This window comes from Rhodococcus sp. MT28, assembly GCF_058792695.1.
Genome location: NZ_JBXAFD010000001.1, coordinates 363,698 through 383,276, shown reverse-complemented (window position 1 = coordinate 383,276; position 19,579 = coordinate 363,698). Strand labels below are relative to the sequence as shown.

Below are 19,579 nucleotides of genomic sequence, written 5' to 3'. Positions count from 1 at the left end.
CGTCAGTCTTGTTCAGCGGGCTGGTGCTGGGTGATGCAGTGGATGCCGCCGCCACGTTCGAACAGTGGTCTGGCGTCGACGGTGACGACGGTGCGCCCGGGGTAGGCGGCCGCAAGGATCCGGGCCGCTTCGGCGTCGGCCGGATCGTCGAAGCTGCAGGCGATCACTCCGCGATTGACCACGAGATGGTTGATGTAGCTGTAGTCGACGAATCCCTCGTCGTCGCGCAGGATCTCGGGCGCAGGTACCCGAATGACCTTCCACGGCCGACCGCCGACGTCCGTCGAGCTTTCGAACAACTCGATGATCGTCTTGCTGACGGCGTAGTCGGGGTGCACCGGATTGCGTTGGTCATGGACGAGTACCACTCCGGGGGAAGAGATGGCAGCGACGATGTCGACGTGTCCGCGCGTTCCGTAGGTCTCCTGATCGCGAGTCAATCCGCGGGGAAGCCAGATCACGTGCTTGGCGCCGATGGTGCGGGCGAGTTCGGCCTCGATGTCGGCCTTCGTCAGGTCGGGGTTTCGTCCCGGATCGAGTTGGACGGTTTCGGTGACCAAGACGGTGCCGAGACCGTCGACCGCAATACCGCCGCCCTCGTTGACGATTGGTGAGTCGATCAACTGGGCACCGGATTGTTCGACGACAAATGCGCCGATCTTCGAGTCCTTGTCCCACTGCGCCCAATCCTGTGCACCCCAGCCGTTGAACACCCAGTCGACTCCGCCGAGACGGCCTTCGTCGGACAGGACGAACGTCGGCCCGATGTCGCGCATCCACGCGTCGTTGAGAGGTGCCTCGACGATGTCGACCTTCTCGGACAGGTACTTTCGTGCTTCTTCGACTTCGGCGGGATCGACGACGACGGTGACCGGCTCGAATTCGGCGACGGCGTGGGCGACGGCTGCCCACGTCGAGCGCGCTTCGTGCTGTTCTTCCGCAGTGTCCCCGAGAGAGTATCCGGCGCTCGGGTACGCCATCCAGGTACGTTCGTGCGGCTCACTTTCCGCGGGCATGCGCCATGTCATCGGTTGGCTCCTGCAGTGTTCACCGGTGCGGTCAGGGCCGAGTAGGTGTCGGGTCGGCGAGTGGCCAGGAACGGGAACAGCGCAAGCCAGTCTTCACGGTGCTGCAGGTCGAGATCTGCGACCAGGACGGCTGATTCGTCGCGCGGAGCCTGAACGAGGATGCGTCCGTACGGGTCCGAGATGAACGACGAACCGTAGAAGGTGATGAGACCTTCACTGCCGTGGCGATTGGGGACAACCATGAAAGTGCCGTTGGCGATACCGTTTCCGACGATCACTTGCTGCCACAGCGGTTGGGTGTCGAAGTTCGGGTGATCGGGTTCCGAGCCGATCGCCGTCGGGTACACCAGGACCTGGGCGCCGGCGAGGGAGTATGCACGTGCGACCTCGGGGAACCACTCGTCCCAGCATGTCGGGAGTCCGAACTTGGCGCCGAGTGCCTCGTGAACGGGGTATGCGTCCTCGGACGGACCGCCGCGAAAGTACGTGTCCTCGTAGTACCCGGCCGTCACCGGAATGTGGAGCTTGCGGGTACGACCGAGAAGTTCACCCCCGGGCGAGACCAGGATCGCGGTGTTGAAGCCCAGGCCGTCCTCGGCGTCGCTGCGCTCGTACAACGACGCGTGAACGAGAACCTGGTTCTCCGCAGCGACCTTGGTGGCGAAGGCGAAAGTGGGTCCGGTGAGCAGGTCTTCCGCCGCGCGTCCGGGATTGTCGCCGGCCGGGGCGGAGGCGGGGTAGCGGCTGAGCGTCAGCTCTGGAAGAAAGACCACGGAAGCGCCCAGCTTCGCTGCGGACGCAATGCCTTCGCTCAATTCGGCGTGGAGGTCGTCTTGGTCCTCGTGCCAGCGATGTTGGACGAGACCTACACGCAGAGGGGTGGACGTGGACGGCGAAGTCGCGGCCGGTGACTCGGGTGGGGTGAGGGCGGTGATCGTCAGCATGGGGTTTCCTCGGTGCTCGGGTATTCGACGTTCAACGTAAAACGAATGTGATTCGTTAAGTATGGTGGGTGAGCGCTGATTGATCAAGGACTTTCGAGGAATTGTTTTTTGCAGCGCCCCGAACGGTGTGGATCACTACAGGAGGACATATGCCGCGGCCATCGCAACGACTGCTCTCACCGGCGATCATCACCGAGGCAGCGATCGAGTCGGTGGACGAATCCGGCGACTTCACCATGCCGGGACTCGCCGCAAGACTGAAGGTTCGACCGTCCTCGCTCTACAACCACGTTTCCGGACGAGCCGAGATCGTCGAACTGATGAGGGCGCAGTTGATGGCAGGAATCGACGTCGAGTCGGCCTCGGGGACCTGGAGTGAGACCGTCGCGGCGCTGGCAGCCGAGTACCGGCGAAGCTACGCCGCGCATCCTCGTCTGATTCCGCTCTTCACGGCCCAGACGGTGCAGGCCGGTGTGGCGTTCACCCTCTACAACGCATTGGCGCAGGCATTTGCCGATGGTGGCTTCGACCCGACCGAAACACTGCACGCGATCACGACCGTCGACAGTTTTGTTCTCGGTTCGGCCCTGGACCTGGCGGCGCCGGACGTCCAGTGGGCGTCGGGACCCGAAGCCAACGACGCGATGAAGGCGGCGTTGGCAACGTCCGGGAAAAATCCCGAACGTGCCGACGCCGCCTTCGAATTCGGCTTGCGCGTGTTGATGGCGGGCCTGATCGCGCAGGCCCCCGAATCTACTGTCTCCTAGGACACGCTGAGGTCGTTCTCGTCGCGCAGAGCCTCCGTGTCGCGGTTGAGGGTCTTGCCCTCGAAGAACTCGGGATTGCGCACTCGCATGACCATCATCAGGACCGCGCCGAGGATGAGGATTCCGAAGCCGAGGAAGAAGACCAGGCCGATTCCGCCGATGGATGCTCCGCTGGCATTGTCCGGATTCATACTCTCCTGGACCGAAATGACGAACACCGCAAGCAGCATGAGGCCACCGATGAGTGGGAACGCGAGCCGGAAGACGAAGTTTCGTACGCTCTCGAAAAGCGTCTTGCGGAAGTACCACACGCACGCGAATGCGGTGATGCCGTAGTACCAGCAGATCATGATGCCGAGTGCGGCGATCGTGTCGAGCAGAGCACTTTCGGACAGGAACGTGACGACGCTGTAGAACACTGCGGTTACCGCGCCTGCCACGACGGTCGCGTACGACGGCACCAGGAACCGAGGCGAGACCTCGGCGAGCTTCTTGGGGAAAGCCCCGTATGCGCCCATGGCGAGCATGGTTCGTGCCGCGGGCAGGAACGTGGTCTGCAGGCTGGCGACTGAAGAGACGAAGACCGCGAGGAACAGAAGCATTCCGCCCCAGTTGCCCAGTACCGGGTCGGCCAGAGCGCCGAAGACGTTCTCGGAGTTGTCGGGATTGCCGAGGCCGAGGCCTTCCTCGCCGACGCCGGCGTACATCATCGCGGCAACGGCGACCAGCAGGTAGGTCAGGAGAATGGTTGCGACACAGAGCAAACCGGCGCGGCCGGGGGTCTTCTTGGGGTTCTTCGACTCCTCGCCCAGCGTGAGACAGGTATCCCAGCCCCAGAACGCGAAGATCGATCCGGTGAGTCCGATGACAAACGCACCGATGGCGAGTCCGCTGAACGGGTTGAACCAACTCAGGTCGAAGGACAATCCGGCCGGGGCGTCGCCGGCGCCGACGTGAACCAGTGCAACGACGGCGAAGACGACCAGCAGCACCATCTGGAAGCCGACGAGTGCGAACTGCACGCGCTCGCTGGTAGTGATTCCCCGACTCGCTATCCACGTGGCCAGGGCGATGAAGACGAGTGTGGTGCCGACATTGACAAATTTGTTGCCCGGCAGATCGGCGATGGAGGGATTGTCGGCCACCCGCGCGATGAACAGATAGAAGAAGTCGACGGCAATTGCAGCGAGGTTCGAGAGCACGATGATGGTGGCGATCACCATGCCCCAGCCGCACATCCAGCCGACGTACGGTCCGAATGCCTTGGTGGACCACGTGAATGACGCTCCGCAGTCAGGAGTGTCGGAGTTCAGTTCGCGGTACGCGTACGCGGTGAGGAACATCGGGATGAAGCCGGCGATGAAGATGGCGGGCATCTTGAGACCGACCGCAGCGACGATCAATCCGATGCTGGCCGTCAGGGTGTAACCCGGTGCCACGGAGGAGATTCCGAGCACCGCGCCGGAGATCATGCCGATCTTGCCGGTGGCGAGGCCTTTGGAACTCAGTTCGGTGCTGGTCATGACAGTGCCTCCGGCTGGGTGAATTCGTGCTTGGGCACTACGACCATGGGTACGGGCAGTACGCGCAGCATCTTGGCGGCGGTCGAGCCCAGGAACAGTTTGCGGGGCTGTGCGAGTCGACTTGAACCGACCATCACGAGGTCGCCGTCCTGCCAGTCCAGTTGACGCACTGCCGATTCCACGGTAGATCCGTCGGCGATGATGACCTCGATGGGGAACTCCGCGGGGAGCGCGGCTCTTGCGACGTCGAGTGTGTCCTGAGCGTGATTTCGTGCACGCTCCCTGGCCGACTCGGCGGTGTCGCGATGATCGCGCAGATCGTTCTGGGGGTCGAGCGCTACCAGTGAGACCAGTCGCAACGGAACCTGCATCAGTTCGCTGGCGCGCACGGCGGTGTTCAAGACGATGTCGGCGCCGACACGGGTGCCGAGTGCACAGGTGACCTCTCGTATCGCAGTGGCCGCCGAGTGCCGCGTTCCGCGAGGCGCCAGTGCTACCGGGACGTGGGCGGAGTGAAGCAGTTCGGTCGAGACCGAACCTATCGCGTGACGGCCGAGCAAACCGTCGCCGGAAGCTCCCACCACGATCGCGAGCGCATTCAGTCGGTCCACTTCGTCGAGCAGGCCCTGAGCGAACGACTCGTGGAAGCTCAGGTGTACTTCCACCTGGATGTCCTCGGGCACCGACGCTTTCGCCTCGGCGAGCCAGTCGTGTGCACGCGCGGCGAGGATGTCGTCGTAGCCGGCTTCCGAGGGAACCTTGGCCGGCAGTGTCCGATCCGGTGGGAGGACCATGCAGATGTCGAGTTGCGCGCCGAGACTGCGCGCGAGCTGGGCCCCGAGGACCAGCCCGTCTTTACCGCTGGGTGTGGCGAGGTATCCGACGATAAGGCGCATGGTGGCTCTTTTCCGGATTGGAGGAATCTGCTGTGCGCCTTTATTAACCGCGGGGGGTTGATAAAGGCGCACAGCAGGAGGGGCGGCGACTCAGTCGTGCGAACTCATGACGTGCTTGAGACGGGTGTAGTCCTCGACTCCGTAGGCCGAGAGATCCTTGCCGTAACCGGAATACTTGAAGCCGCCGTGCGGCATTTCGGCGACGAGCGGGATGTGGCAGTTGATCCACACCGCACCGAAGTCGAGAGCAGCGGAGACGCGTTGCGTGACACCGTGATCCTTGGTCCAGATGCTCGAGGCCAGGCCGAACCGAACGTCGTTGGCAAGCGTGATCGCCTCCTTCTCGTCGGAGAAGCTCTGGACTGTGAGGATAGGACCGAAAGTCTCTTCCTGCACGATGTCGTCCGATTGTGCGACGCCGGTGATGACGGTCGGCTCGAAGAAGAATCCGGTTTCGCCCGAACGCTTTCCGCCGGTAACGATCTTGGCCGACGCCGGCAGGTTCGCGATCTTGTCGCTCACGGCGTTGAAGTGGTTGATGTTGTTGAGCGGGCCGTAGAAGGCATCAGGATCGGAAGGCGCTCCGGGGCGCAGCTTCTCGGCGTTCCGGACGAGGGCTTCGACGAGCTGATCGTGGATGGACTCGTGAACGATCACGCGAGTGGCCGCGGTGCAATCCTGGCCGCCGTTGAAGAACGCTGCCTCGGCGATGCCGGTGGCGGTCTTCTCGATGTCGACGTCGCCGAAGACGATCGCCGGCGCTTTGCCGCCCAGTTCGAGGTGCGCGCGCTTGAGTTGCTGTGCTGCGGACACGGCGACAGCGATGCCTGCCCGCACCGAACCGGTGATCGAGACGAGACCGAGGGCCGGGTTCTCCACCAACGTCGCGCCGGTTCCGCCGTTGCCGAGCACGACGTTGAACACGCCGTCCGGCAGGATGCCCTTCGAGAGCTTCGCCAGGACCAGCGTGCTGCCCGGTGTGGTGTCGCTGGGCTTGAGGACGATCGTGTTGCCGGCCGCGAGGGCGGGCCCGATCTTCCACAGCGCCATCATGAACGGGTAGTTCCATGGAGTGACCTGACCGACGACGCCGATCGGCTCACGACGGACGTAGGAGGTGAAACCCTCCATGTACTCTCCGGCCGCCTTGCCCTCGAGAAGTCGTGCGGCTCCGGCGAAGAACCGCATCTGATCGGCTCCGACCTTGACCTCTTCGTCGGCGATCATCTGGTGGGCCTGGCCGGTGTTGGCGCTTTCGGCTGCGACGATTTCGTCGCTGTGCGCTTCGATGGCGTCGGCGAGCTTGAGGAGTGCAGCCTGCCGCACGCTCGGCGTCGTCTTGCCCCAGGTCTCGAATGCTCTCTGTGCGGCTTCGACGGCGGCGTCGACGTCTTCCTTCGTGGAGACCGGCGTACGCCCGACCACACTCTCGTCCACGGGGTTGATCAGGTCGAGTGTTTCCGTCGCGGCTGAGGCGACGAATTCACCGTTGATGTAGTTCTCGAGTACGACGATCGACATCGGTACCGGTTCCTCTCGAGGTCGAACGAGTTCCGGCCGAGGTGATCAGCACGGAACTCGCACTTTGTGGGGCGTGTGTGAGCAAGTGTGCGCTGACTCACAAGTAAAGGCAGCTGCCAAAAAGGTGAAATCTTTGATCGCCGACGCGCCGAGTTGTACAGTCCAGCCCATGACGATCGCTGTGCGGTGGATGTTGGCGCAGCCGGACCTCGCGCTGGAACTCAAAGGCGGCGCCCAGGGCGTCGGTCGCGAAATCACATTTGCGCACGCCACGGAGTTGCTCGACCCTTTCCGATGGTTGACCGGCGGCGAATTCATCCTCACCACCGGCATCCGATTGCCGTCCACTCAGCAAAAGCGCGGCCGTTATCTCCGAATGCTCGACGCGGCAGGTGTGGCGGCGGTCGGGTTCGGGACCGGACTCTCGTATCCCGAGGTCCCGGCCGATCTGGTGGCTGTCGCCGACGAGATCGGCCTGCCGCTCATCGAGGTGCCGCTGCCGACGCCTTTTGCTGCCGTCGTCAAGCGCGTAATGAGCCGGTTGGCAGAGCAGGAATACGAAGCTGTCCTCCGGGCGTCGCGGGCGCAACCGCGGATGACGCGTGCCGTCATTTCCGGCGGAACTGCCGCAACCGTGCGTGAACTGGCGATCGCAACCTCGGCGACGGTGCTTCTTCTCGACGTCGCCGGAAGAGTTCTCGAGAGCTCACCTCAACTGCCGACGGACGACGTGATCGACGAACTGCGAGCAACTCTCGGGGGCGGCGCGTCCAGCAGCGTGACGCTCGCCAGTTCCGGAGCGTCGATCGCGGTGCAGCAGATCAGCGTCGGGCGAACGCCGTACGGATACCTGGCGGTGATCAGTGCTTCGGCGCTCAGCTACGTCGATCAGATACTGCTCGGTCACGCGAACTCGTTGTTGGCGTTGGACTTCGAGAAACCCGCGCGTCTGCGTGCTACTCAGGATCAGTTGAATTCGCACGCCCTCGGGCTGCTGCTCACCGAGGATCGCGACCCGGCGCCGGCGTGGCAACAGATCAGGCAGGCCGCCGACGGTGAGGGAATGATCCGAGGATTGACAGTTCTTGCCGACACGTCCGACGTAGCGGGACGCGTCGGAGCCGAGATTGCCGAGTTCATGAACAAGGCGGGGCGGCAGTTGTTCTCGCGGATCAACGACACTCGCGTCACGGTGCTGCTGCGTGGAACCGACGACGTCGAGTTCGCCCGAGAGTTGCTCGGCGGGGTATCGCGGTCGGATCTTCGCGCGCTTCGTGTCGGCTTGAGCGCGCGACGGGTGGTCGCTGCGCTGGCGGTCGCCGTCGAACAGTCCCAGTTGTGTGCGTCGGCGGCGGAAATCGGTGGCGAGCCTTTGGAATTCGCAGCTCTGACCGGAAGTGTGCTGCTGTCTTTCGATTCGACGCGTGAAGTGCTCAACACGCTGGCGGAAACGATGATCACACCGATCGAGGACTACGACCGTGACAACGGCACCGAACTGCTGGCGTCGCTGCGGGCATTTCTCGAGGCCAACGGACACTGGGAAGCGGCCGCCATCACGATGGGCGTCCACCGGCACACGCTGCGAAGCCGAATGGCGAAGGTGGAGAGCCTAATCGACTGTCGGCTGGAAGTGGCCAGGGTTCGGGCGGAACTACTGCTCTCGATCATTGCCCGGCAATCGTGACTGCCGGGCAATGATCGAGACTTGGCAAAGCGGCCGTCAGGCCTTGCTGCGAGCGATGATGTCGGCAGCGGTTCGCTGACCCATCCGAACGGCACCGTCGACGTGCTGGTACCCCTCGGCCGCAATGTCGGAGCACGAGAAGTGAATCGGGCCGACGGGCGTGCGGGAATCCGCGCCGTAGCGGTGAAGGCCTCCGAGGTCGAAGCTCGCTGCGTACGCACCGCGGGTCCATTCCTCCGAGCCCCAGTCGGATTCGTAGTACACAACCGGCTCTTCGGCCTTCGGGCCGAGATAGCGGGCAAGTGAGGCCAGAATCGTGGCCTTACGCTCCTCGACGGAAAGCTCGAACATCGCGTCGGCCTTCTCGTCGGATACGAAAGCGACCAGGGTGCCGCGATCGTCCTCGTGGTTGGTGTTGTCGTACACCTCCTGCACTACCTCGGACGCGCCGAAGCCGGTGCCGGAGAGGCCGTCTTCGCGCCAGAAAGGCGTCTCGTACACCGCGTGAACCTTGATGACGAGGCCGAGGGACTGGTGCTGGTGCATCTGGTGCTGACGACGCGGCAGCGGGGGATCGTACGAGATTCGGGAGTAGAGGTTGGGCGGTACGGCCAGGATCACTCGGCTTGCCTCGACGCGAACATCGCCGTCCGCCAACACCGTTGCACCGGATTCGTTCCACTTCACCGTTCGCACGGGTGCGTTGAGGAAGACGTCGTCACCGAGGGCCTCCGCCATGCGGATCGATACCTGCTGCATTCCGCCGATCACTCGCTTGTCGAGGATGAAGTCCTCGTCGACGAGGTGGGAGAACGAACCTGCGGAAGCGGCCATGAGTACGGCCTGCAGGGCAGAGAACGAGTGGGCGGGCTTGGTGAGCATGCCACCGGCGATGAAGAGGCCGATGTTGTCACGTGCCTCGGCGTCGTCGGACTGATTGATCAGCCACTGCTTGAAGGAGACTGTGTCGAGATCGCGGGCGAGGGGATGTGCCCACGGTTCCTCGGCGCCGATCTGTGCTGCGAGATCGTCCATCTCGTCGATGAGACGGTCCATCTCCTTCTTCGTGGTGTCGTTCGTGGGGAAGGAATCACCCGTGTACTGCGTCCGCTCACCTGCCGACGAGATGTAGACGGACTCGCCCTCGCGGTAGCGCTCGAAAGTTTTCAGGCCGAGTTCGTCGAGCAAGGAGATCAGCGCGGTCTGGTCGGGGGAGACCCACTGGCCGCCGATTTCCAGAACTGCTCCGTCGATGGTGTCGGTCCACGTGCGGCCGCCGACGCGGTCGCGCGCTTCGATTACAGCGACGGTCAAACCGGCCTTGCGCAGCGCGGTTGCAGCTGCCAGGCCAGAGGGGCCGGCGCCGACGATTGCAACGTCTCTCTGGAGAGTAGGCACTTGCGAGCTCCTTCATGTTGAGCACCGCTCGAGTCGAAAGCTGCCGACGAGCGAGTGAACGGGTGTCGGTTTTCAGTCTGTCCCGAGGAGACGCACACCACACCTGACGAAACGGCGTGTTCAATCGTCGAACTTGTGCCGTTTAGGCGCGCAGCTAGCCGTTGATGACGTGACGATCGCCGAGCGGTCGGCTCAGCGGAACGTCCAGGCTGCCGAACACGGCAACCAAGATGCACATCTTGTCCGCGGCCTCCGGCAATGCTCCGGTTCGGAGCGTGACGATCACCGTCGTATCGGTCTCTTCGACGGTTGCGTACGCGCCGTAGCACTCCGGAGTGCCGGTCACGAAGTGGACGGCCACCGTGTGATCGTCGACCTCGGACCACGATTCGAACATCGTGGCCGTCGCACCCACGATGTCGGTGCGGCTGTCGAACTCCGTGCCCATCTCGCTGTCGTCGACCTCGTCGGGAACGGGGGTTCCGAGCGACCAGTCGGCTGGACTCGCTTCGTTGGCCGCCATCGGATTCGGTGCGGCAACCGGCCCCGTGGTCTGGGCCCCGACGGAGCATCCGGCCACAGCAAGGCAGGCCAGAACGGCGAGGGTTAGTACACGCATGAATCCACCGTAACCCTGCTCAAGCGAGTAGCGCTGTGACCAGCGCAATTGCCGGAATTGACGCCAAAGTGGTGACAAAGGCACTGTCTCGGGCGAGGACCATTCCGCGCCGATAGCGGCTTGCGTAGATGAAGACGTTCTGCGCCGTCGGCAACGTCGAGACGACCACGATGGCGAACAACTGATGACCGTCGATGCCGAGGAGGAAATGCGCCATCAGATAGGCCAGCACAGGTTGGACCACGATCTTGAGCGTCGATGCCAGCGCGACGTCGCGGCGTGGACTCGAGCCCTTCTCCAGCACCCGCACGCCGTAGAGCGAGAGCCCGAATGCCAACAGCGCACCGGGTACCGACGTCGCGCCGATCAATTCGAAAGGCTGCATCAGCGGCCGGGGCGGTACCCAACCGATCAACGCGACGATCAACCCCGCAGCGCCCGCGAGCACGATCGGATTCTTGAACGGGGCGGTGACGGTGTCGATCAACGAGAGCTTCTCGGCATCCGCGCCGCGAAGGGCCGTCAGATCGAGGATCGTCAAGGCGATCGGGGAGTACACGACGATCTGGAAGAGCAGGAGCGGCGCGACGAACGTGGCATCGCCGAGCACGAACACCGCGATCGGGATTCCGAGGTTGGCTGAATTCACGTACGAAGCCGACAGCGCGCCGATGGTCAGTTCGGGTAGCGGCCGGTTGAGCCAGATCTTTGCGACGACGACGTACAGAGCGCCGACGGCAAAGGCAGTAGCCGACGCAACGGCGAGCGTCGGCGAGAAGATCACCGAAAGATCGGACGACGCGAGGGTGGTGAACAGCAGGGCAGGCGTCGCGACGAAGAAGACGAGTCGACCGAGAACGAACTGTCCTTGGCTACCGAGGGTGCCGAGACGGCCGAGGAGATACCCAACCGCGATGACAACAAAAATTACGGTGAAACCCGCAACAACTCCCGACACGCTGCGGGCACCTCTCGACTGGAATGAACGACTTCGGGAAATCTTAGTCCGGGCAACAAAAAGGCCGCGCAGTCGAGTGACTGCGCGACCTCTTCGGTACTTCTACGTGTGACTACTGAGCACGTATGACTACCGGGCGGCGGTGAAGGGGAGCAACGCCATTTCGCGTGCGTTCTTCACTGCAACGGCGACCTGACGCTGCTGCTGCGGGGTCAGGCCCGTGACGCGACGGCTGCGGATCTTGCCGCGGTCCGAGATGAACGTGCGAAGCAAGTTGATGTCCTTGTAATCGACATGCGTGATCTTCGCTGCGAACAACGGGTTCTTCTTGGGCTTACGACCCTCTACGGGGCGTGGCTTCTTCGACGGTGAACGCTTGACTGCCATCCGACTTCCTTACCAGCTCGACTTGTGTACGCCAGGCAGTTCCCCACGGTGCGCCATTTCTCGCACGCGAATCCGGGAGAGCCCGAACTTCCGCAGGTGGCCGCGCGGACGTCCATCCGCAGCGTCTCGATTGCGCAATCGTACCGGACTGGCGTCGCGTGGTAGACGTTGCAGGGTCGCTTGGGCCTTCGCGCGCTCCTCTGCCGAGCTTTTCGGGGAGCGGATCGTCTCCTTGAGAGCGGACCGCTGCTCCGCGTACCGCTCGACGACGACCCGTCGCTGGTTGTTCTTCGCGATCTTCGACTTCTTGGCCATGCCTACTTCTCTTCTCGGAAATCGACGTGCTTTCGCAGCACCGGGTCGTACTTCTTCAGTACGAGTCGATCGGGGTCGTTACGACGGTTCTTGCGGGTCACGTACGTGTACCCGGTGCCCGCGGTGGACTTGAGTTTCACGATCGGGCGGATCTCGTTGCGTGCCATCTGCTCAGACCTTCTCGCCGCGCGCGCGGATCCGGGCGACGACGGATTCGATGCCGTCGCGGTCGATCGTCTTGATGCCCTTGGTCGAGAGCGTGAGTGTGATGCGACGCCCCTCGCTGGGCAGGAGGTAGGTCTTGCGCTGGATGTTCGGGTTCCAGCGACGGTTCGAACGCTTGTGAGAGTGCGAGACGGATTTTCCGAACCCCGGCACACGTCCGGTCACTTGGCAGTGAGTCGACATGGGTGTTCCTTTCAACTTGCAGATGACAATCATTTTCGACAATGCGGTGAGATCAATGTACCGTTCAACCTCGGTAATGACAATCATTCCCAGAAAGGCCCGCTGTGAACACGATCTTGGACGGCAGGACTCCGCTGGTCCTGGTCGCCGGCATGAGCGAATCCACCCCACACACCGCACGAGCGTTGCTGCGGACCGGAACTGTTCTGGTCCACCACGACCTGAGCCACGTCCGTGAAGGGGTGGTCCGGCGGACGGTCACCTCGATGACCGGGAGTGCCGGGTCTGCCGGCACTGTGTCCGAGCGCGAGACGATCCTCGAGCTCGCGCACGGCTGCGTCTCCTGCACCCTGCGCGAAGACTTGCTGCCGCTCCTGCGCCGGCTTCACTCGCACAGTTCGGTGCAGCGGATCGTGTTGCTGTTGGACCGGCAACTCGAGCCCGAGGCGCTGTGCTGGGCGATCGAGCACGTCGTCGTGACCGGCGTCGTCGGCCAACTGGACGGACCGGCGCAGCGGGACGTCCGCGTCGATGCCGTCGTGACGTGCATCGACGCGGCGACCTGGCTGGCAGACGCCACCGGCGACGAAGCTCTCGACGACGACCGCACCCTGGCTCAGGTCGTCGTCGGGCAGGTCGACTTCGCCGACGCGCTCGTCCTACGCGGGTCCGATGCGCTCGACGGCTGGCAGCGGTCCCGCTTGAACGCGGTTCTCGCGCGCATCGCTCCACGGGTACCCGTCTTCGATGAGGGAGACGACATCGAGGCACTGCTCCTCGAGGTGCCTGCGGATGCGCGACGCGGTGAACTGGCCGACGCTCACTCACCGCTGTTGCGTCGCCAGCCGCCGCTCGACGACGACGGCGGAGTGATGCTCGTCGAGTTCACCGCGAACCGGCCGTTCCACCCCGGTCGTCTGCACGAGGCGATCGACGTCCTGCTCGAAGGCGTCGTGTACTCCCGCGGACGAGTCTGGGTGGCAACGCAACCGGGTGAAGCGCTCTGGCTCGAATCGGCGGGCGGTGGCCTGCGAGTTGCCAGCGCGGACACCTGGCTTGCCGCGATGACGCCGGAGGAACGAGACCGCGTTCCAGCTGAACGCCGTGCACTCGCGGCCCTGAAATGGGACGAGCGTTTCGGTGATCGCGACACCTCGATGGTCGTTCTGACGTGCGGTGCGAACCCGCTCGAGATCGACCGAACACTGCAGCACGCCTTGGTCACCGACGACGAATTGGCGGACGAAGCGTCGTGGGCAACGTGGGAAGACCCGTTCGGCGAGTTTCACGAAGACCCGTGTGACGAATCCGAATCACCTTATGCCGAAACCGAATCAACGCGAGAGGGAAACGAATGAAGAAGCAGATGCACCCCGACTACCACCCGGTGGTCTTCCAGGACGCCAGCACCGGCAAGAGCTTCCTGACCCGATCGACCGTGACGAGTGAGCGCACCGTCGAATGGGAAGATGGTGGCACGTACCCGCTGCTGGTCGTCGACGTCACGAGCGACTCTCACCCGTTCTGGACCGGAGCGCAACGTGTGATGGACACCGCCGGACGCGTCGAGAAGTTCGAGCGGCGCTACGGAAAGCGCAAGGCACTCTGATGGCCGTTCCCAAGCGGAAGATGTCCCGTTCCAACACTCGCAGCCGTCGTGCCCAGTGGAAGGCGACGGCGCCCGATCTGGTCGAGGTCACGGCCTTCGGCCAGACCCACCGAGTCCCTCGGCGACTGGTCAAAGCAGTTCGACTCGGGGTGATCGACCCGAGCCGCATCTGACCGTGCGATCCTTGGCCGGTGCTGCTGAGGATCCTCGAACTGGTGGGCATCGTGGCGTTCGCGGCCTCGGGTGCCCTGGTGGGCGTCACCAAGCGACTCGACATCTTCGGGGTGTGCTCGGTGGGTGTGTTCACCGGCATCGGCGGCGGTATCGTCCGCGACGTTCTCCTCGGCGTCCATCCGCCCAGCTCTCTGAGCAGTTGGCCGTACTTCGGAACGGCCGCCGCCACCTCACTCGCCGTGTTCTACCTCCACGAGCCGCTCAATCGACTGCGTCGTGAAATCCTGGCGCTCGACGCACTGGGGATGGGCTTGTTCGCGAGCACCGGCGCCGTCATCGCGCTGGACAACAACGCCAGTTCGCTGGCGGCGACGTTGATCGGTGCGACCGCGGCGATCGGCGGCGGCGTGATCCGCGACGTTCTCGTCAACGAGGTGCCACTGCTCCTGCACAAGGACCTGTACGCGGTTCCCGCACTGCTCGGCGCTGCGTTGGTGGTCACAGTCTCGCAAGCCGGACTGTCCACCAACGCCGCGCTGGTGTGCGGCACAGCGTTCGCCGCGGTGTTCAGACTGCTTGCGTTATGGCGTCATTGGAGCCTGCCCGGGCCGAGGCGAACCCGGGACTGACCGCGACACGCCGGAGGCCGGAATCGGACCCTCTCAGCCGCATCTCAGCACTTCAGTCCAAACTGTCGGTATGCGTATTTTGGTGGTCGACGACGACCGGGCGGTTCGCGAGTCGCTTCGGCGGTCGCTCAGCTTCAACGGCTACACGGTCGAGCTCGCGGTCGACGGACTCGACGCACTCGAGAAGATCCTCGCCAACCGGCCCGACGCCGTCGTGCTCGACGTCATGATGCCGCGACTCGACGGACTCGAAGTGTGCCGTCGTCTTCGCAGTGCCGGCGACGACCTGCCCATCCTCGTGCTCACCGCCCGCGATTCGGTCAGCGAGCGAGTGGCCGGTCTCGATGCCGGAGCGGACGACTACCTGCCCAAGCCCTTCGCTTTGGAAGAGTTGCTTGCCAGGTTGCGTGCACTACTTCGCCGCACCGCGCCCGATCTGGACGCCGATTCCGAAATGATGGCGTTCGAGGACCTCACCCTCGACCCGGTCACCCGTGAGGTCAAGCGCGGCGAACGATCGATCAGCCTGACGCGCACCGAGTTCTCCCTCCTCGAAATGCTCATGGCCAACCCACGCCGCGTGCTGACCCGTGGACGCATTCTCGAAGAAGTGTGGGGATACGACTTCCCGACGTCCGGCAATGCCCTCGAGGTGTATGTCGGCTACCTGCGTCGCAAGACGGAAGCCGACGGCGAACCGAGGTTGATCCACACCGTCCGCGGAGTCGGCTACGTCCTGCGGGAGACGCCTCCGTGATCACCGCTCCGTTCGGCAAGAACGCCGAACCGAAGAAATCCTCCACCACCCAAGCGTCCGTCGAAATGCGCCCGCCGATGCCACTGACCCGTTCGGTGTCATTGCGTTGGCGTGTGACGCTCCTCGCTGCATCGGTGGTGGCCATTGCCGTCGCAGTCATGGCGATCGCTGCCTACGCGGTGGTTTCGCGTGCGCTCTACGCGGACGTCGATCACCAGTTGCGTACCAGGGCGGCGGTGCTGATCGACAGCAATGTCGTGCGATTCGATCCTCGCTACATCTCCGGTGCGACGCTGTACACCACCGACATCAGTGTGGCCCTGATCTTCTCGGACCTGAGCACGTACCAGCCGCCCGGTTCCGACGTGCCGATCGGCGAAGCCGAAGATGCCGTTGCGCGTGGTGAATCGGATTCTTCGCTGCGAACCGTCGACGGCCAGCGAGTGCTGGCTCAACGAACGCATGACGGAAGCACTTTGGTGATCGGTCAGCGGCTCGCGCCGACCGTTGCGGTACTGGATCGGCTGGCCTGGGTGCTCTTCGTGGTCGGTGGGTGTGGTGTCATCCTGGCTGCGGTGGCGGGTACTACCGTGGGCCGCACCGGTTTACGACCCATTGCCAGGCTGACTGCCGCCACCGAACGAGTCGCTCGGACCGACGATCTGACGCAGATCCCCGTTACCGGCAGCGACGAATTGGCGCGCCTGACAGAGAGTTTCAACACGATGCTGCGGGCGCTCGCCGAGTCCCGTGAGCGTCAGTCGCGCCTCGTCGCGGACGCCGGACACGAGTTGCGGACGCCGTTGACTTCGTTGCGCACCAACATGGAATTGCTGATCGCGTCAAGTCGCCCCGGTGCGCCGCAGATTCCCGACGAGGACATGGCAGAACTTCGTGCCGACGTCGTCGCGCAGATCGAGGAACTCTCGACTCTGGTCGGCGACCTCGTCGACCTGGCCCGTGAAGACGCACCCGAAACCGTGTACGAGCGCGTCGACGTCAGCGACGTCGTCGAGCGTGCGCTCGAACGAGCGCGGCGCAGGCGCAACGAAATCGAGTTCGAGGCGGTCACCACTCCGTGGTACGTCTACGGAGATCAAGCGGGCCTGTCGCGTGCCGTGCTGAACGTCCTCGACAACGCTGCGAAGTGGAGTCCGAAGGGCGAACAGGTACGCGTCGAAATGCGTCCGGTGGGTCAAGGATTGTTGGAATTGACCGTAAGTGATGCGGGACCTGGCATTCCGGAGGAGGATCGGGAGTTGGTGTTCGATCGTTTCTACCGGTCGACTGCGGCACGTTCGATGCCGGGATCGGGTCTGGGACTTGCGATTGTGCGTCAGGTCGTCGTCAAGCACGGCGGCACCATCGCGATCGACGAATCCGATCGTGGGGGAGCGCTTGTTCGTATCGTGCTTCCCGGTGAACCGGGGCCGAGTGCCGAGTAGCGTGTTCTGTAGACCCGTTGGTCCCTCGCTTCGGTGACTGACGTCACGGCTTAATGCGTTCGGCCCGAAAGTCTTTCGGGCCGAACCGACAACACCGGTTTTTCACGTCGAACTCTGGGTAAAGTGACAGGCACGTCTCAGCGCCTTCTCAGCAGCGCAAGGCAGCATTGTCGGCAGAACAGTTGTGACTGCCCGTCCGGTGGTCACCGTAGACGAAAGCGAGCCGATGACCGAGGACCGTAACGTCGGGCCGACCCGGCCCGAGCAGCCCAACAGCGAGCCCACCACCCAGGCGCAGCCGACAGCACCTCAAGCACAGCCGACAGCACCTCAGGCACAGCCTCCCGTGCCGCCGCAGCAGCCTCAGGGGCAGGCGCCTCAGCAGCCGTACCAGCCGACCGAATCGTTCGCCCGACCCGCCGAAGCCCGACCCACTGAAGGCCGGCCCACCGAAGCCTTCGGGCAGGCGCAGCAGCAGCAGCCCACGCAGGCTTTCGGCCACCCGCACGGTGCCCATGAGGCCGCGTACCAGCAGAGCGCCCCGTACGGCGCACCCAACCCTGGTGGCCCCGGCGGTCCGAACGGCCCGGGCGGCGGCCACAACCAGATCCCCGCACCGCTGCAGGGGCCGAACTCCGGTTCGACCACCACAAAGCCGAAGTCGGGACGCATGGCGCTGGTTGCCGGCGCTCTCGCCCTGGTCCTGGTCAGTGGTGGTGTCGGTGGCGTGGTCGGCGCAGTCGTCGCGGACCGCAACGGTGGAACCGCGACGGTCACCAACTCTCTGAACGCTCCGAAGCCCACTGCGACCAACACGTCCAACGCTCCCGCCGGCTCGGTTCAGGCCGTTGCCTCGAAGGTCGTGCCCAGCGTCGTGCAGATCGAGGTAGCCACCGCGCAGGGACAGGGGGGTGAGGGCTCCGGTGTCATCCTGTCCTCCGACGGTCTGATCCTGACCAACAACCACGTTGCCGGCGCACAGGGAGCGCAACTTCGCGTTGCGTTCTCCGACGGAACCAAGGCCTCGGCCACTCTGGTCGGTGCCGACCCCGTCTCCGACATCGCCGTCATCAAGGTCGACGGTCGCAACGACCTCACCCCCATCGATCTCGGCAACTCCGGCGACGTCCAGGTCGGACAGCAGGTGGTTGCCGTCGGGTCCCCACTCGGCCTGGCCGGCACGGTCACCGAAGGCATCATCTCCGCACTCGATCGCCCGGTGTCCACGAGCGGCGAGTCCGGCAACCAGAACACCGTCATCGACGCTCTGCAGACCGACGCAGCGATCAACCCCGGCAACTCCGGTGGCGCCCTCGTCAACATGGACGGCCAGCTGATCGGCATCAACACGGCGATCGCCTCGCTCGGAGCGTCGTCGGGTACCCAAGGCGGTTCGATCGGCCTCGGTTTCGCCATCCCGATCGATCAGGCACGCCGCGTCGCCGACGAACTGATCAAGACCGGCAAGGCGACTCAGGCCATGATCGGCGTGACCGTGCCGTCGCAGGACAACGCCGACGGCGCAACCGTCATGGATGTCACTGCTGACGGGCCGGCAGCCAAGGCCGGTATCCCGAAGGGTGCAGTCATCACCAAGGTCGACGATCGTGTTGTCGCAGATGGTGATTCGCTGATCGCGGCAGTGCGTTCACATGCTCCCGGCGACAAGGTCTCGATCACGTACAGCGACGGCGGGCAGACCAAGACCGTCGACGTCACGTTGGGAACCGCGGCAGCGCAGGGCGGTCGATGATGTTCGGCGATCAGCAGACGATCGACCCGATCTTCGGCCAGATCGCAACGGCGTCGGGATCGGACACTACGGTAGGAGTCATGGAACTCGAAGCCACATCGGCCGGCCGCGCTCTGGTCGTCATCGTCGACGATCGCACAGCCCACGGCGACAACACCGACTCCATCGGTCCACTGGTCACGGAACTGCTGAACGAAGCGGGTTTTCTCGTCGATGCGACGGTCGCCGTCGCCGCCGACGAAGTGGAGATCCGCAACGCTCTCAACACCGCAGTCATCGGTGGCGTCGACCTCGTCATCTCGGTCGGCGGTACCGGGGTATCCCCGCGTGACGTCACTCCTGACGTGACCGCTGAGGTTCTCGATCGCGAGATCCCGGGAATTGCCGAAGCACTTCGTGCTTCCGGTCTTTCGGCCGGATCGCTCGAAGCAGGCTTGTCCCGCGGCCTCGTCGGAGTTTCGGGAAGCACCGTGGTCGCCAATCTGGCGTCGACCAGGCCGGCAATTCGCGACGGCATGGCAACCCTGACGGCTTTGGCGAGTCACGTGATCGCCGAGCTCTCCAGCCTCGAGGGCTGAGACAGCTTGTCGGAGCAACGAGATACCCCGAAGAAGCCGTCAGTCGACAAGAAGCGCCTGGCGCGCATCTTCGGGGACGTCTTTCCCGAGACGACGTCGGACGAGCGGGGTCCCGAGGGATCCTCGCGGTCCTCGGACGACGACTGGCTGCGCAGTCAGCGGCCCCCGCACCACGGGGGTTGA

The 19,579-nt window shown here is 64.1% G+C and carries 23 protein-coding genes; 11 read left to right on the top strand and 12 right to left on the bottom strand.

Annotated elements, in window-relative coordinates:
- Positions 1–2: 2 nt before the first annotated feature.
- On the bottom strand, positions 3–1,028 hold the full coding sequence (locus AC1Q6C_RS01800; protein ID WP_007727577.1) for an agmatine deiminase family protein: 1,026 nt from the start codon (positions 1,026–1,028) through the stop codon (positions 3–5).
- A complete protein-coding gene (locus AC1Q6C_RS01795) occupies positions 1,025–1,972 on the bottom strand; it encodes a nitrilase-related carbon-nitrogen hydrolase (RefSeq protein WP_230358946.1) in 948 nt (315 codons plus the stop codon). The genes AC1Q6C_RS01800 and AC1Q6C_RS01795 overlap by 4 nt, the downstream gene beginning before the upstream one ends.
- 149 nt (positions 1,973–2,121) lie before the next feature.
- Here AC1Q6C_RS01795 and AC1Q6C_RS01790 point away from each other — a divergent pair, with 149 nt between their 5' ends.
- Positions 2,122–2,739, top strand: a complete 618-nt coding sequence (locus tag AC1Q6C_RS01790; protein ID WP_030536334.1) for a TetR/AcrR family transcriptional regulator C-terminal domain-containing protein — start codon at positions 2,122–2,124, stop codon at positions 2,737–2,739.
- Here the strand turns inward: AC1Q6C_RS01790 and AC1Q6C_RS01785 are convergent.
- The 3 genes from AC1Q6C_RS01785 to AC1Q6C_RS01775 form a co-directional block, all read right to left on the bottom strand.
- Positions 2,736–4,262: an APC family permease gene (locus AC1Q6C_RS01785; RefSeq protein WP_003946397.1), complete on the bottom strand. Its 1,527-nt coding sequence runs from the start codon at positions 4,260–4,262 to the stop codon at positions 2,736–2,738. The two genes, AC1Q6C_RS01790 and AC1Q6C_RS01785, sit on opposite strands and share 4 nt — an antisense overlap.
- Positions 4,259–5,158, bottom strand: coding sequence for a universal stress protein (locus AC1Q6C_RS01780; RefSeq protein ID WP_007727555.1), 900 nt, complete (start codon positions 5,156–5,158; stop codon positions 4,259–4,261). The genes AC1Q6C_RS01785 and AC1Q6C_RS01780 overlap by 4 nt, the downstream gene beginning before the upstream one ends.
- Before the next feature lie 90 nt (positions 5,159–5,248).
- A complete protein-coding gene (locus AC1Q6C_RS01775; RefSeq protein ID WP_003946421.1) occupies positions 5,249–6,679 on the bottom strand; it encodes a gamma-aminobutyraldehyde dehydrogenase in 1,431 nt (476 codons plus the stop codon).
- Between the two features lie 169 nt (positions 6,680–6,848).
- On the opposite strand from AC1Q6C_RS01775, the gene AC1Q6C_RS01770 reads away from it, so the two are divergent.
- Complete coding sequence (locus AC1Q6C_RS01770; protein ID WP_230358945.1) at positions 6,849–8,366, top strand: PucR family transcriptional regulator; 1,518 nt, start codon at positions 6,849–6,851, stop codon at positions 8,364–8,366.
- A gap of 36 nt (positions 8,367–8,402) precedes the next feature.
- Here the strand turns inward: AC1Q6C_RS01770 and AC1Q6C_RS01765 are convergent, their stop codons facing one another.
- The 7 genes from AC1Q6C_RS01765 to rpmB all read right to left on the bottom strand — a co-directional run bounded on the left by AC1Q6C_RS01765 (position 8,403) and on the right by rpmB (position 12,451).
- The gene (locus AC1Q6C_RS01765; RefSeq protein ID WP_007727552.1) at positions 8,403–9,764 is read right to left on the bottom strand and encodes a flavin monoamine oxidase family protein; all 1,362 of its coding nucleotides are present in this window, start codon (positions 9,762–9,764) and stop codon (positions 8,403–8,405) included.
- Between the two features lie 154 nt (positions 9,765–9,918).
- Positions 9,919–10,383, bottom strand: a complete 465-nt coding sequence (locus AC1Q6C_RS01760) for a hypothetical protein (protein ID WP_007727550.1) — start codon at positions 10,381–10,383, stop codon at positions 9,919–9,921.
- A 19-nt stretch (positions 10,384–10,402) separates the two neighbouring features.
- Positions 10,403–11,341, bottom strand: coding sequence for an AEC family transporter (locus AC1Q6C_RS01755; protein ID WP_003946401.1), 939 nt, complete (start codon positions 11,339–11,341; stop codon positions 10,403–10,405).
- Between the two features lie 129 nt (positions 11,342–11,470).
- On the bottom strand, positions 11,471–11,728 hold the full coding sequence (gene rpsR, locus AC1Q6C_RS01750) for a 30S ribosomal protein S18 (protein ID WP_003946414.1): 258 nt from the start codon (positions 11,726–11,728) through the stop codon (positions 11,471–11,473).
- Positions 11,729–11,737: 9 nt separating this feature from the next.
- A complete protein-coding gene (gene rpsN, locus AC1Q6C_RS01745) occupies positions 11,738–12,043 on the bottom strand; it encodes a 30S ribosomal protein S14 (RefSeq protein WP_003946379.1) in 306 nt (101 codons plus the stop codon).
- A gap of 2 nt (positions 12,044–12,045) precedes the next feature.
- On the bottom strand, positions 12,046–12,210 hold the full coding sequence (gene rpmG, locus AC1Q6C_RS01740; RefSeq protein WP_003946358.1) for a 50S ribosomal protein L33: 165 nt from the start codon (positions 12,208–12,210) through the stop codon (positions 12,046–12,048).
- A 4-nt stretch (positions 12,211–12,214) separates the two neighbouring features.
- Complete coding sequence (gene rpmB, locus AC1Q6C_RS01735; RefSeq protein WP_373937974.1) at positions 12,215–12,451, bottom strand: 50S ribosomal protein L28; 237 nt, start codon at positions 12,449–12,451, stop codon at positions 12,215–12,217.
- 104 nt (positions 12,452–12,555) lie between these two features.
- Here rpmB and mrf point away from each other — a divergent pair, with 104 nt between their 5' ends.
- The 9 genes from mrf (at position 12,556) to AC1Q6C_RS01690 (ending at position 19,579) form a co-directional block, all read left to right on the top strand.
- Positions 12,556–13,809: a ribosome hibernation factor-recruiting GTPase MRF gene (gene mrf / locus AC1Q6C_RS01730; RefSeq protein ID WP_003946410.1), complete on the top strand. Its 1,254-nt coding sequence runs from the start codon at positions 12,556–12,558 to the stop codon at positions 13,807–13,809.
- Positions 13,806–14,060, top strand: coding sequence for a type B 50S ribosomal protein L31 (locus tag AC1Q6C_RS01725; RefSeq protein WP_003946367.1), 255 nt, complete (start codon positions 13,806–13,808; stop codon positions 14,058–14,060). The genes mrf and AC1Q6C_RS01725 overlap by 4 nt, the downstream gene beginning before the upstream one ends.
- Entirely contained in the window at positions 14,060–14,233 is a 174-nt protein-coding gene (gene rpmF, locus AC1Q6C_RS01720; protein ID WP_007727540.1) for a 50S ribosomal protein L32, read from the top strand. Before AC1Q6C_RS01725 ends, rpmF begins: the two co-directional genes overlap by 1 nt.
- An 18-nt stretch (positions 14,234–14,251) precedes the next feature.
- Positions 14,252–14,863 carry a trimeric intracellular cation channel family protein gene (locus AC1Q6C_RS01715; protein ID WP_003946409.1) on the top strand — a complete coding sequence of 204 codons (612 nt, stop codon included), beginning with the start codon at positions 14,252–14,254 and terminating at the stop codon, positions 14,861–14,863.
- A 70-nt stretch (positions 14,864–14,933) separates the two neighbouring features.
- Positions 14,934–15,620: a response regulator transcription factor gene (locus AC1Q6C_RS01710; RefSeq protein ID WP_003946387.1), complete on the top strand. Its 687-nt coding sequence runs from the start codon at positions 14,934–14,936 to the stop codon at positions 15,618–15,620.
- Between the two features lie 65 nt (positions 15,621–15,685).
- A complete protein-coding gene (locus AC1Q6C_RS01705) occupies positions 15,686–17,065 on the top strand; it encodes a HAMP domain-containing sensor histidine kinase (protein ID WP_020908630.1) in 1,380 nt (459 codons plus the stop codon).
- Positions 17,066–17,291: 226 nt separating this feature from the next.
- Positions 17,292–18,818 carry a S1C family serine protease gene (locus AC1Q6C_RS01700; protein ID WP_234551792.1) on the top strand — a complete coding sequence of 509 codons (1,527 nt, stop codon included), beginning with the start codon at positions 17,292–17,294 and terminating at the stop codon, positions 18,816–18,818.
- An 80-nt stretch (positions 18,819–18,898) separates the two neighbouring features.
- On the top strand, positions 18,899–19,396 hold the full coding sequence (locus tag AC1Q6C_RS01695) for a MogA/MoaB family molybdenum cofactor biosynthesis protein (protein WP_176720912.1): 498 nt from the start codon (positions 18,899–18,901) through the stop codon (positions 19,394–19,396).
- 6 nt (positions 19,397–19,402) lie between these two features.
- Positions 19,403–19,579 (top strand): hypothetical protein, encoded by a 177-nt coding sequence (locus AC1Q6C_RS01690; protein WP_165639126.1) that lies wholly within the window; start codon positions 19,403–19,405, stop codon positions 19,577–19,579.